Genomic DNA, 12885 nt, shown 5'->3' with positions numbered 1-12885 from the left:
TTAATAACAACTAATTTATGAAAAATATTTCATCGGTATTGTTAATTTCTGCGCTGGCATTTAACCAATCTTGTACTACAATGAAGAAAACCGATACTCAACAGGAGATTCCTGTTACCGATCCATCCTTATCTTCAAACCCTTTTATGAAGAAAAGCAAGCTTCAGTATGAAGCTCCGGAATTCGATAAAATTAAAAATGAACATTTCAAACCTGCTTTCGATTTTGGACTGAAACAGCACGATGCTGAGATCCTTAAAATCGCCAACAATCCGGAAGCTCCTACTTTTGAAAACACCATTGTAGCCCTTGAAAAAAGCGGTGAAGTTTTAAAAAGAGCCACTATTGTATTTTCCAATCTTACAAGCGCGAATACCAACCCTACCCTTCAGGCTTTAGATGAAGAATTTGCTCCTATTTTTGCAGCACATTCCGATAAAATGTACCTGAATGAAAATTTATATAAAAGAATCAAGTCCATTAAAGAAGACGGTTTAGACTCCGAAGGAAAAAGACTTGTACAGTTTTACAAACAAAATTTTGAGATTGCAGGAGCGAATCTTTCTGCAGCGGATAAAGAAAAATTAAAGCAGATCAATCAGGAACTGGCATCACTTTCTACACAATATGCCAATAAATTATTGGAAGCCAGAAAACAGGGAGGTGTGTTTTTCTCTGATGCCAAAGAACTTGACGGACTTTCAGCTGATGAGATCGAAGCAGCAGCAACGGATGCTAAAACTGCAGGACAACCGGGAAAATATCTTCTTGCTCTTCAAAATACGACCCAGCAGCCACTTCTTCAGAATCTGAAAAACAGGGCTACCAGAGAAAAATTATTCAAAGCTTCATGGTTAAGAGCTGAAAAAGGCGACGGAAATGATACCCGTGAAACCATTGAAAAGCTGGCTAAATTAAGACTTAAAAAAGCTCAGATCCTTGGAAAGAAAAGTTTCGCTGAATGGAAACTTCAGGACCAGATGGCTAAAACGCCTGAGGCAGCCACCAAGTTAATGAACCAGATCGCGACTCCTGCTGTGGAAACGGCAAGACGTGAAGCAAAAGATATTCAAGACCTTATCGATCAGCAGAAAGGTGGCTTCAAAGTGGAACCATGGGACTGGAACTTCTACGCAGAGCAGGTAAGAAAAGCAAAATATGACCTTGATGAAAACCAGATCAAACCTTACTTTGAAGTGACTACTGTTCTGGAAAAAGGTGTTTTCTATGCCGCTGAAAAGTTCTACGGACTTACTTTCAAAAAGAGAACCGATCTTCCGGTTTATCACCCAGATGTAGTAACGTACGAGGTTTTTGACCATGATGGAAAATCTATCGCGATCTATTATCTTGATTTCTATACCAGAGATTCTAAAAACGGTGGTGCATGGATGAGTAATTTTGTTGAGCAGTCTTATCTTTTAGGAACAAAACCTGTGATTGTCAACTGCTATAATTATCAGAAACCGGCTCCGGGAAAACCTTCTCTGATCAGCTATGATGACGTTTCTACAATGTTCCATGAATTTGGACACTCCATCCACGGAATGTTTGCCAGCCAGAAATATCCATCTCTTTCAGGAACGAGTGTTCCGAGAGACTTTGTGGAATTCCCTTCGCAGATCAATGAGCACTGGGCTTTAGATCCTGTGGTTCTTAAAAATTATGCGATTCACTACGAAACAAAGCAGCCGATTCCTCAGACTTTAGTTGAGAAAATTAAAAAGGCAGCGACATTCAACCAAGGGTATATGACGACAGAACTTGTTTCTGCAGCAGCTCTTGATATGGATTGGCATACCGTTACAAATGAAAGCCAGCTCATTCCTGTTCTTGATTTTGAAAAACAGTCATTGGCAAGCCACGGATTTACTCTAGCTACCGTACCTCCAAGATATCACACGCCTTATTTTGCGCACATCTGGGGCGGTGGATATTCAGCGGGCTATTATGCTTATTTATGGTCTGAAACCCTTGACAACGATGCATGGGAATGGATTAAAAGCAATGGCGGTCTGACCAGAGAAAACGGTGACCGTTTCAGAAAATATATTCTTTCTGTAGGAAATTCTGTAGACCTGAATCAGGCTTTCAGAGATTTTACGGGACATGATCCGGATATCAAACCTTTATTGAGAAACAGAGGTTTTATAAAATAAATTTTACAGAGAAGCATCCGATTGGGTGCTTCTTTTTTTTATACGTTTTGGCTAAAGCCATGGAAATGGTTGAATGTTTCCGTTAAATGGGTTAAAACCCATTCCTATTGAATATAATGGCTTGAGCTTTTTGAGAGGTTCCTTATGCCACGGGCTAAAGCCCGTTCCTATTGTTAAAATTTATATTTTTGTGGTTCAAAAAAAATTAGAATATGGACTGTCCCTGCTGTTCAGGAAAATCTTATGAAGAATGCTGCAAGCCGTACCACACCGGAGAAAAGAATGCACCTACTGCGGAAGCCCTGATGCGTTCCCGTTTTTCTGCATTCGCGATTCCGAACGGAAAATACCTGATGGAAACTACCTATCCTGCAAAAAGGAAATACCACAATACAGAAGATCTGCAGGAATGGGGAGAAATTAATGAGTGGACAAAACTGGAAATTATAGATAAGCCTTCTATCAGTAAAGTTGAATTTAAAGCTTTCTATACGGATGAGGAAGGAAAGAAGCAACTCCATCACGAATTATCAAAATTCAAAATGATTCAAAACCGATGGTTTTATGTGAGTGGAGAATTTTTAGAATAGAGAAAAAAATGTCCGAAATTTTTTCCGGACATTTCTTATAGTTTAGTGAGCGTCAGTTCCGTCAATTCCATGAGCGTGACCGTGCGTCAATTCTTCTTCTGTTGCAGGACGTGTGTTTACAATTTCCACCTGGAAATCTAAAACTTTCCCAGCCATTGGATGGTTAAGGTCAGCAATTACTGCTTCAGGTGTCACCTCTACTACAAATGCCTGGAAATTATTTCCCTGACCATCAGATAAAGGTAAGATAGCTCCTATTGGAGGAACTCCTGATTCCTGAAACATATCGATGGGCAACTGCGTGATAGAGTTCGGATCCTGTTCTCCGTAAGCTTCTTCCGGCTGAATAACGAAAGCTGCTTTATCTCCTGCTTTAAGGCCAAGAATATTTTGTTCAAATTTTGGAATCATCATTCCTACACCATATAAAAATGTAAGTGGATTTTCTGCTGTTGTTTCTTCTACAAGAATTTTACTTCCATCTTCTTCGATCGTGTGAAGTATGTAGCTTACTGCTACAACATGGTTGGTTTCAATTGTCATATTTTATCTTTTTTTTCGTGATGTTTTTCACGATTAACGGCACAAATATACTATTTTTGAAATGATTGACTATTTAAAACCTGTTAAAACAAAAATCTCAAAACAGCCTCTTTTTTTACTTTCCGTTTTTCGTTTCGTTTCGTTTTTTCTGTCTCAAAACAAAGAGGTACAGACTTTCTACTTTCGTCCTCGCCCAATCTGTTTTTCTTAAAAATTTCAGAGAAGAGTTGATGCTCGGATTATCTGTAAAGCACTTGATATTGATCTGCTCGCCAAGTTTCTCGAATCCTTCATAGTATTCTACCAGTTCTTCAAGAATGGCATCGAGTCTTTTTCCGTGCAAAGGATCTTTTGATTTTTCTTCCATAACGCAGTAAAATTAAAATATTTTATCCGACTTAGCGACTAAAATTGTTTAAACTCCCAATCTTTAGTATTTTTGATGAGTGTATTTTTACCTAAAAACGATTCATTCCGAAAATAAATATGAGCAAAAATAACGAGGCAAACCGTCAAAAACATAAAAAGAAAATTGATCAGAAAAAACGTAAAATACAAAATGCTGAAGTAGAAAGAAAAGCACGATTAAAACAGATTCGAGAAGATTTTAAAGCAAGAGAAGCCGATAGCAAACTTTAATAATCATTACTATTTAAAACCTGACGATTTTGAAATCCGTTAGGTCAGAAGCTGCCAATTGTCTTTTGCTACATACAAGGTTATTTTTCCTAAATGTAATTGGTCGTGAATTACCAACAAAACTTGTTTTGATCAATCAGGTAATCCCTATCTTTAAAATTACATTTCATATTTACTTTAAAAACATAATAGAATTTTCATGAAAATCCTCCACACCGCCGATTGGCATCTGGGAAAACGACTGGACCGGTTTTCCCGTCTGGAAGAACAGATTTCAGCAATGGAAGAGATCATCACTACTGCTGATGAAGAAGACGTTGATCTTATTCTCGTTGCCGGCGATCTATTTGATAATTTTACGCCTGGTGTAGAGGCTGCTGAACTGTTTTATAAAACACTGAAGCGTTTATCTCAAAATGGAAAACGCCCTGTTATTGCTATTTCAGGAAATCACGATTCTCCCAATCTGATCAATGCGCCGGATCCTCTGGCACGGGAATGCGGAATTATTTTAATTGGTCATCCTAAAGCAGAAATTCTTCCTTTTGGGACTGAATATTTCAAAATCATCAATTCAAAAGAGGGCTTTATAGAACTTGCCCTTGTAAACATAGATTTTCCGGTGCGGATTTTACATACGCCTTATGCCAATGAAGTCCGTTTGAAAGAATATTTCGGGGAGAATAAGGAAGAAGAAATTAATAAGGTCCTATCCGAAACCTGGAAAGAACTGGCAGATCAGTTTTGCGATATTTCCGGAGTCAACCTTCTGACCGCTCATTTGTACATGAACAAAAGAGGAGCTGAAATATTAGAAGAACCGGAAGGTGAGAAACCTATTAAGATAGGAAATGCAGACCTCATCTTTTCGGATAGTATTCCGGATCAGATTCAATATACGGCATTGGGTCATTTACACGCCTTTCAAAATATCGGAACTCAGGAAAAGCCTGTTGTCTATTCATCTTCGCCACTCTGCTACAGTTTTAGTGAAGCCGGACAGACGAAATATGTTTCAATCATTGAAGCGGAACCGGGGCAACCTGTATCATTCATAAAGAAACCTCTTAAAAGTGGAAGAAAATTGGTCAGAAAGACCTTTACTTCCGTTGAAGATACCGTTCAGTGGCTGGCTGAAAATCCTTATACATTCATTGAGCTGACCCTGGAAAGTGAAACCTTTTTAACCGCTGATGAACGGAGAATGATCCATCAATCCCACAACGGCATCGTTCACCTGATTCCAAAAGTTAAAAGCAAAGGACTTACCGAACAGGAAAATATGGAAATTAATCTGAATCAGGATATAGAGCCTTTGTTCAGAGATTATTTTAAATCTAAAAATGGTGGCCAGCAAGCCAATGAAGAACTGATGAATTTGTTTAACGAAATTTTAAATACCTAAGCCATGATACCTGTTCAATTAACGATCGAAGGTTTATATTCTTATCAGGAACGCCAGACCATAGATTTTAAAAACCTTACCGATGCAGGGTTATTTGGTATTTTCGGGGCTGTAGGTTCAGGGAAATCATCGGTGCTTGAGGCTATTTCGTTTGCTCTTTATGGTGAGACGGAGCGTCTGAATATGCGCGATAAAAGGGCATATAACATGATGAATTTAAAGTCAAACAGTTCTTATATCGAGTTTGATTTTATCAATTATGAGAATAAACTGTTCCGGGCAACCCGAGATTTCAGACGAAATTCGAAAAAATTTGAAGATGTAAAACCTTATTCGGTTACATTTTATGAGCATATTGGTGGTAAATGGATTCCTCTGGATCATTCTAATGCGGAAGCTATTATTGGCCTGAGTTATTCGTATTTCAAACGGACCATCATTATTCCGCAGGGCCAGTTCAAAGAGTTTCTGGAATTGGGTGCTGCAGAACGAACCAATATGATGAAGGATATTTTTAACCTTCAGCGCTATGATCTTCAGAATAATGCATCTGCTCTATACGGGAAAAACAGGTCTGAACTGGATCAGCTGGAAGGTCAGTTAAAAGGTTTTGAAGAAATCAACGAAGAAAACATTCAGCTTCAGAAAGAGCTTCTGGTAGAGGAACAGAAAAAGTTCGAAGAATCCAATAAAAAGTTTGAAGAGATTTCAACAGCCTATCAACAGCTGAAAAATTTAAAAACAGATTTTGAAAGTTTAAAACAAAACAGAGAAAACTTTAATAAGCTATCCGAACGCAAACCCCAAATGGATGCTTTGGAGGTGAAAACAGAGCTTTATGACCGCGTGTTCCGGATATTCAATCCTTTAATTAATGAAAAAAATAAGCTTTCCAAAGAAGTGGAAGCCAAACAGACTGAAAGAGAGCTTCAGGTAAAAACTTTACAGGAAATTGAGAAGGATTTTAAAGCAATTACAGAACAACTCAATGTGCTTGAACCGCAGTTTAAAGCATTGGAACAGTCTAGAGCTCAGGAAAACGACCTGAATCTGATTGTAAAAATTCTGACCTTTTCCAATGAAATCAAAGCACTTAAAGACAGAACACAAAAAGGATCCGAAAAAGTAAAAGAAGTAGAAGAAAACAGAAACAGTATTCAGAAAAAGATCGATTCCCTTTCCAAAGATGCAGAAATTCTGAAGGAACAGAAACTGGATTCGGCTGTACTTTCAGCTGTTGGAAACTGGTTTGTTCAGCAGAAAAACTTCAAAAAATCCAGGCAGGAGCAGATCGGTAAAATTGAAAACCAGCAGAAACAGATCAGAGAAATTTCTGAGGAACTCAAGCATTTTTCTTACCATGAAAATTTTAAGGAAGATTTCAGAAGTAAAAAGGAAGTGTTGGAAAAAAAGAAAAAGGAGCTTTCACAAAAACAGGATCACTTAAAAATCCAAAAGGAGCTGTCGCGTTTTGCCAGCGAACTTCATGACGGTGAAGCCTGCCCGCTTTGTGGTTCTTCGGAACATCCGCATATTGTAGAAATTCAAGATGTACATACTGAACTGCAGGAAATCCAGGAGAATATTCATTCTGCAGAACAGGAGATCTTAAAGAATCAGACACAGGAAACTGAAATTGAAAAAATATTAGCCCGAAAAAAAATATTTGAAGAGCAGCTGGCCAATGAGCAGAAAGCATTGCTTGAAATTCAGAAAGATATTGACCTACATCTTCAACATTTCGTCTGGACATCATTCAGTCCGGATCATGAAGATGAATTTGAAAAAAAACGGTTAGATTCTTTTGCCATCGAAAAGAAGATGGAGGAAAACGCCCAGCAAATTGCTTTGGAAAGGGAAACTCTGGAAAGAGAAACTAAGACCCTGGATAAATACAGAAACGCTCTGGAAACTTTCAGACTGGAAGAAGCTGCGAAACAGGAACAGATCAATATCAGCCGTTCCAATTTGAAGACACTGGATTGGAAAAGCTATGAACAAAAATCCGTAGCAGAGGTTGAAAATGCTTATCGCAAGCTATTACAGTTCAATACTGAGACAGAACAAAATTACCAGAAAGCATCGCAACAGGAAAAAATACTTGCTCCTAAACTGGCAGAACAAAAAACGATCGTCACTCAATTTGAAAAACAGATAACGGAGCTTGAAAAAGAAATATCGGAAAATAAGGAAGCAATCATTTTAGCACTAGCGGAACAGAATTTTGCAGATTTTAAAGAAGCAGAGCATATTTTACGTCAGGAAATCAATATCCAGGAAGCCAGAGCTCAAATTCAAAAATTTAAAATCGATTATGAAACTTTAAAGAAAGTCATTGAAGGTCTGGAATTAAAACTGAAAGACCTTTCCTTCAATGATGAGCAGTTTTCTCTGGCTGAAAAACAGTTCACTGAAGCTCAGACTGATTTGAAACAGATGAATGATGCTGTTGTAAAAATCAGGGCCGAAATTGAAAGACTGGAAAAGGAATTCCGGAAGAAAGAAGATCTGTTGAAGAATCTCACGAGCCTTCAGAAGCGCTCTGAAAATTTAAAACTGATGATGAACCTGTTCAAAGGAGCCGGTTTTGTACAGTATGTTTCCTCTATTTATCTAAGACAATTGTGTGATCATGCGAATATCCGTTTCCACAGAATGACAAGAAATCAGCTGAGTCTTCAATTGAATGACAGCAATGATTTTGAAATCATCGATTATCTGAATGAAGGCAGAAGCAGAAGCGTAAAAACTCTTTCCGGGGGACAGGCATTTCAGGTTTCATTGAGTCTGGCTCTAGCTTTGGCGGAAAGTGTTCAGTCCCATGCGAAGGCTGACAAAAATTTCTTTTTTATAGATGAAGGTTTCGGAACGCAGGATACGGAATCCGTCAATATAGTTTTTGAAACTCTCACGAATCTGATGAAAGAAAACAGAATTGTAGGAATTATCTCCCATGTGGAAGAGCTTAAAGAAAAGATTCCAACCGCTCTCAATATCGTGAAGGATGAAGAAAGGGGAAGCCTGATTGAAATTGTATAAATTTTAAACGACAATAAAAAACCTCTGCTGACTTATAGCAGAGGTTTCATTTTATAGATCCTGAACAGCCGGTTTTACTTCATCCCCGAACAGTTCAATAGATTTCATCATGATATCGTGAGCAGGATCACCGATATCCATATGCCCGATGAATCTGGTGATTCCGAAAATCTCTTTCATGTAGGTAATTTTATCCGCTACCTGTGCAGGACTTCCGATGAACAGAGCGCCTTCTTTTGCTCTTCCGCCGTCATACTGCATTTTCGTATAAGGAGCCCAGCCTCTGGTGGCCCCGATTCTGTCCATCTGAGATTTATAGGTATTGAAATATCCGTCCACTACAGCCTGATCATTACTTACGAACGTATGTGAATGAATCGCGATTTGCATTTTGGAGACGTCATGTCCCGCTTTCTGATATTCCTGCTTGTAAAATTCAACCAGATTTTTAAACTGCACCGGCATTCCTCCGATGATGGCGACTACCAATGGCATTCCTAATTTTGCTGCACTTAAAACAGATTGCGGAGTTCCGCCTACTGCTCTCCAGATCGAAAGTTTTCCGTCGTTTTTCGCTCTCGGATACACCGTTTGATTCTGCATCGGTGCACGAAGTTTTCCTGACCAGGTTACATTTTCTTCTGAGTTGATTTTTAAAAGCAATTCTAATTTTTCGTCAAAAAGTTCTTCATAATCATTGAGTGAATAACCATACAACGGAAACGACTCAATAAAACTTCCTCTTCCGACAAATATTTCAGCTCTTCCGTCTGAGATCAGATCTAAAGTTGAGAAATCTTCATATACTTTCACAGGCTCTGAAGAACTTAAAACCGTAACCCCGCTTGCCAGCTTTATATTTTTGGTGATACTCGCTGCGGCAGCCAGTACCATTTCCGGTGACGAAACTGCATAATCCGGACGGTGATGCTCTCCCATCGCAAAAACATCAATCCCCACCTCATCCATTAATTTAACCTGATCCAGTATTTCACGGATCTTCACGCCTGCATTTCTATATTTTCCGGTAGCCTGATCAAAAGCCAGATCCCCAAACATTCCTATTCCTAATTCCATATTTTTAGATTTTAGATACACAAAATTACGGATGAAAAAGGGCAAAAACATTGATGTTTGTTAAGAACGGATTTTACCTATATTTAGCCCTTTCTATCATGATAAAAATGAAACACACGTTAACAGCCTTCTTACTTCTCCTTACCGGCTTCTTTTTTTCACAAAGCAAGACTGAAATCTATGTCATCGGCAACATTCATGACAGTGTACCCAATTATCATCCTAAAATACTCTTCGACATCCTTGATAAAGTAAAACCGGATATCATCCTTCATGAAGTGGACACCCAGGGAATGAAAGACTACGAAAACGGCATTAAGATTACAGAAAACGAGATCAAAGCAAGTAATGCTTATCTGAAAAAATACCCTAAAACATTAAGATTCCCTTTTGATTTTGAAGGAAGGAATCAGTACAGAAAAGACAGAGGAATGGTTCCTACGGATAATTTATCGGTGATGCTGATTGACAGTCTTTATAAAGCAAAAAAACTGACCTCTTCCGAAATGAAGATCTATGAAAACTTCACCAATCTCACAAAAGATCTGATGAAGATTGCAGAATTATCCCCGGAAAATTTTAATAATGCCAGTACCGACGAGATCTCAGGAAAAAGACAGAATGCCCAGTATTCCGAGCTTTTAAAGATCATTGAAGCAAGATCTGAATTTACGAAAAGATTCGTTGTAAAACCAAACGGTGAAAAGATCAGCTACAGAGACGGTTTTAAATTAATGTCCGGATTCTGGGACCTCCGAAACCAGACGATGGCTAAAAACATTTCCAAAATTGCAGCAACCCATCCTGGTAAAAAGATCGTTGTGCTTACAGGTTTCCTACATCGGTATTATATATTAAAAGAACTGAAAAGAATCAATAATGGCACTTATGTGACAAAAGAATTTTATGATTAATCCGTCGCATCTGCGAGAAATCAAAATTCAATGTACTATCAAAATAAAAAACCCAGCCTTTCGGCTGGATTTTTCTATTATTTCTTCAGATACTGATCAAAGTAATCCGTCACTTTCTGCATCAGGTGAACCCTGTCTTTTCCAATCACATTGTGCGGATGTCCCGGATAGGTAAAGTAATCCAGCTGAACTCCATTGTCTACTGCAGATTTGATAAATTTAATGGAATGCTGCCATACCACCACATCATCCTGAGCACCGTGGATCATCAGTAATTTTCCTTTCAGGTTCTGAACTTTATCCAGAAGATTCGCTGCTGCATATCCCTGAGGATTTTCCTGTGGCGTATCCATATATCTTTCTCCGTACATGATTTCGTACATTTTCCAGTCGATTACCGGTCCTCCAGCAACACCTACTTTAAATACATCCGGCTTGCGAAGCATGAAACTTGTCGTCATAAAGCCACCAAAGCTCCATCCATGGATTCCCATTTTCTGAGCATCTACATAAGGAAGAGATTTTAGATAGTCCACTCCTTTCATCTGGTCATTCATTTCTGTGGTTCCCAGGTTTCTGAACACAGCCTGCTCAAACTTCATTCCACGGTTGGCAGAACCTCTTCCGTCCATGGTGAAAATAATGTATCCGTTTTGAGCCATATATTCGTACCAAAGGTTTCCGGATGCGGGGAACGTATTGGTCACCAGCTGAAGGTGTGGTCCGTTGTACAGATAAACAATCACCGGATATTTTTTGCTGGCATCAAAATCTGTTGGAAGAATGATCTTTCCATAAAGCGGTGTTCCGTCATCAGCTTTCAATTCTATATTTTTAATTTCAGGTCGCTGATAATTTTTCAATGTATTTTCTGCCGTAAGGATATTCGTAGATTTTGCCGTACTGGTATTGATAATATTTATAGATCTTGGGGTACCTGCATTACTGTAAGTGTCATACAGATAATTTCCGTCACTGCTTAAAACTCCTGTGTGTACACCGGCTGCATCATCCAGACGCTGCATTTTGAAGTTGGTCCAGTTGATCTTATATAGATGTTTCTCTGTAGGAGTTTCCTTCGTAGAAGTGAAATAGATCTCCTTTTTCTTTTCGTTAAAACCTAAAATATCAGTAACCAGCCAATCTCCTTTTGTAATTTGCGAAACCAGTCCTTTTTCAAGGCTGTAGTGGAACAGGTGATTGTATCCGGTTCTCTGACTCTGCCAGATGAAGTCTGTATTGGAATTCGGGAAGAACGTAAGCGCGTGCTGAGGCTCAACATATTTGTCGCTGGTTTCTTCAAATAAAGTTTTTATAAAATTTCCTGTAGCAGCATCGTACTGGTTCATTTTTACATGATTCTGTCCGCGGTTCAGAACGCCTACAAAAATGTATTTTGAATCCGGGCTCCAGGTAACGGCTGTCAGGTACTGATCTTTTTCCCCTTCGATTTTAAGGAAAGTCGTTGATTGATTCTTGATATTATAAACACCCAAAGTGACTTCGTGAGACTTCTGCCCTGCCATCGGATATTTAATGTTATGGTTAACGGCTGGTGTTACAGACCAATCGATGATCGGATAATCTGCCACCATTGTCTGATCCATTCTGTAGAATGCTACCGCTTCAGAATTGGGAGCCGGGAAAATTCCTGTGTCGATTCCGAATTCATTTCTGTGAACTGTTGCCCCACCGTTGATGATATTTTCATCAGAATCGTTGGTAACAGCAATTGTTTTTCCGTTTTTGTTGACAAATAAATTGTTCTTTACTGTAAAAGCAAAAGTCTGATTATCTCCAAACATTTTTACATTGGAAGCATTTCCTTCAACGGCAGCTGATGTTTTCACTTTCCAATCGTTTCCAGATTTTTCGATCCAGACCATTTTGTCATTGGCACTGAAATAACCGTTTGAACCGTTTGTAAATTTAATTTGCGGAACCGCTTTCAGTTTAGCATCAGAGAACGATTTGTTGAGTTGAGTCAGAGATACTAAAGTATCCTGCTTATTCGTCTTAAGATCGGTGATCAGATAGCCGCCTTTTACAGCGTGAATGTAAGATTTACCATCTGCAGCCCATGAAAACTGAGAGATATTTTTCACGGCAAGATTCGTTCTCAATCCGTTTACTGCCTCCGCCATGGTGAATTTTTGGGTCTGAGCTAATGCAGAACTACCCAAAACCAGCATCAATAAAGAAAATTTATGTAATTTCATTGTATAAAATTGAATCCCTCAAAAATAAGAAATAAAAGTCATCCGTTAATAAATGTTAAATTAAAACATTCATAAAACAGGATTAATGTATTGATAAAAATAAATTCTTAACTTAATGGGAGGAAGAATTAGGGTGAAATTAATGTGAATTGTCAATGGTGAATTGTGAATTTTACCAGCATCCATAATTCACTATTGACTTGCAAAGCAAAATTGACACTTCACAAGAAATATTGAGTCAAAGGTGAATTGTCAATTGTGAATTTATCCGCCTCAAAATTGACCACTGACTTGCGAAGC

10 protein-coding genes are annotated in these 12885 nt (G+C 38.5%); 6 read left to right on the top strand and 4 right to left on the bottom strand.

Annotation, left to right across the window (positions count from 1 at the left end; all coding sequences use genetic code 11):
• The first annotated feature begins 17 nt into the window (after window positions 1-17).
• Together LC419_RS07430 and LC419_RS07425 are read left to right on the top strand one after the other, a co-directional pair.
• Window positions 18-2159 carry a M3 family metallopeptidase gene (locus LC419_RS07430; RefSeq protein WP_223606761.1) on the top strand — a complete coding sequence of 714 codons (2142 nt, stop codon included), beginning with the start codon at window positions 18-20 and terminating at the stop codon, window positions 2157-2159.
• A gap of 212 nt (window positions 2160-2371) precedes the next feature.
• On the top strand, window positions 2372-2749 hold the full coding sequence (locus tag LC419_RS07425) for a YchJ family protein (protein WP_223606760.1): 378 nt from the start codon (window positions 2372-2374) through the stop codon (window positions 2747-2749).
• A 42-nt stretch (window positions 2750-2791) separates the two neighbouring features.
• Here LC419_RS07425 and LC419_RS07420 read toward each other — a convergent pair whose 3' ends face one another.
• Both LC419_RS07420 and LC419_RS07415 read right to left on the bottom strand, forming a co-directional pair.
• A complete protein-coding gene (locus LC419_RS07420) occupies window positions 2792-3292 on the bottom strand; it encodes a peptidylprolyl isomerase (RefSeq protein ID WP_072925123.1) in 501 nt (166 codons plus the stop codon).
• A gap of 115 nt (window positions 3293-3407) precedes the next feature.
• Window positions 3408-3659 (bottom strand): VF530 family DNA-binding protein, encoded by a 252-nt coding sequence (locus tag LC419_RS07415; protein WP_223606759.1) that lies wholly within the window; start codon window positions 3657-3659, stop codon window positions 3408-3410.
• A gap of 119 nt (window positions 3660-3778) precedes the next feature.
• Here LC419_RS07415 and LC419_RS07410 point away from each other — a divergent pair, with 119 nt between their 5' ends.
• From LC419_RS07410 to LC419_RS07400, 3 genes are all read left to right on the top strand, one after another.
• Complete coding sequence (locus LC419_RS07410) at window positions 3779-3931, top strand: hypothetical protein (RefSeq protein ID WP_223606758.1); 153 nt, start codon at window positions 3779-3781, stop codon at window positions 3929-3931.
• A gap of 199 nt (window positions 3932-4130) precedes the next feature.
• The gene (locus LC419_RS07405) at window positions 4131-5336 is read left to right on the top strand and encodes an exonuclease subunit SbcD (protein ID WP_223606757.1); all 1206 of its coding nucleotides are present in this window, start codon (window positions 4131-4133) and stop codon (window positions 5334-5336) included.
• Window positions 5337-5339: 3 nt separating this feature from the next.
• Window positions 5340-8375 (top strand): AAA family ATPase, encoded by a 3036-nt coding sequence (locus LC419_RS07400; RefSeq protein ID WP_223606756.1) that lies wholly within the window; start codon window positions 5340-5342, stop codon window positions 8373-8375.
• A gap of 51 nt (window positions 8376-8426) precedes the next feature.
• Here the strand turns inward: LC419_RS07400 and LC419_RS07395 are convergent, their stop codons facing one another.
• A complete protein-coding gene (locus tag LC419_RS07395) occupies window positions 8427-9452 on the bottom strand; it encodes an LLM class flavin-dependent oxidoreductase (protein ID WP_223606755.1) in 1026 nt (341 codons plus the stop codon).
• A 107-nt stretch (window positions 9453-9559) separates the two neighbouring features.
• Between LC419_RS07395 and LC419_RS07390 the strand changes: the two genes are divergently transcribed.
• A complete protein-coding gene (locus LC419_RS07390; protein ID WP_223606754.1) occupies window positions 9560-10366 on the top strand; it encodes a hypothetical protein in 807 nt (268 codons plus the stop codon).
• Window positions 10367-10443: 77 nt separating this feature from the next.
• Here LC419_RS07390 and LC419_RS07385 read toward each other — a convergent pair whose 3' ends face one another.
• Window positions 10444-12585, bottom strand: a complete 2142-nt coding sequence (locus LC419_RS07385) for a S9 family peptidase (protein ID WP_223606753.1) — start codon at window positions 12583-12585, stop codon at window positions 10444-10446.
• Between the last annotated feature and the right edge of the window lie 300 nt (window positions 12586-12885).

The sequence above is a fragment of the Chryseobacterium sp. OSA05B genome, assembly GCF_019970065.1.
Taxonomy (GTDB): domain Bacteria; phylum Bacteroidota; class Bacteroidia; order Flavobacteriales; family Weeksellaceae; genus Chryseobacterium.
This window is presented reverse-complemented; position numbering and strand designations above follow the sequence as displayed.

Excerpts from the sequence above, each read along its gene's own strand:
- LC419_RS07430 (WP_223606761.1), top strand. The coding sequence starts at position 18 with ATGAAAAATATTTCATCGGTATTGTTAATTTCTGCGCTGGCATTTAAC.
- LC419_RS07425 (WP_223606760.1), top strand. The coding sequence starts at position 2,372 with ATGGACTGTCCCTGCTGTTCAGGAAAATCTTATGAAGAATGCTGCAAG.
- LC419_RS07420 (WP_072925123.1), bottom strand. The coding sequence starts at position 3,292 with ATGACAATTGAAACCAACCATGTTGTAGCAGTAAGCTACATACTTCAC.
- LC419_RS07415 (WP_223606759.1), bottom strand. The coding sequence starts at position 3,659 with ATGGAAGAAAAATCAAAAGATCCTTTGCACGGAAAAAGACTCGATGCC.
- LC419_RS07410 (WP_223606758.1), top strand. The coding sequence starts at position 3,779 with ATGAGCAAAAATAACGAGGCAAACCGTCAAAAACATAAAAAGAAAATT.
- LC419_RS07405 (WP_223606757.1), top strand. The coding sequence starts at position 4,131 with ATGAAAATCCTCCACACCGCCGATTGGCATCTGGGAAAACGACTGGAC.
- LC419_RS07400 (WP_223606756.1), top strand. The coding sequence starts at position 5,340 with ATGATACCTGTTCAATTAACGATCGAAGGTTTATATTCTTATCAGGAA.
- LC419_RS07395 (WP_223606755.1), bottom strand. The coding sequence starts at position 9,452 with ATGGAATTAGGAATAGGAATGTTTGGGGATCTGGCTTTTGATCAGGCT.
- LC419_RS07390 (WP_223606754.1), top strand. The coding sequence starts at position 9,560 with ATGAAACACACGTTAACAGCCTTCTTACTTCTCCTTACCGGCTTCTTT.
- LC419_RS07385 (WP_223606753.1), bottom strand. The coding sequence starts at position 12,585 with ATGAAATTACATAAATTTTCTTTATTGATGCTGGTTTTGGGTAGTTCT.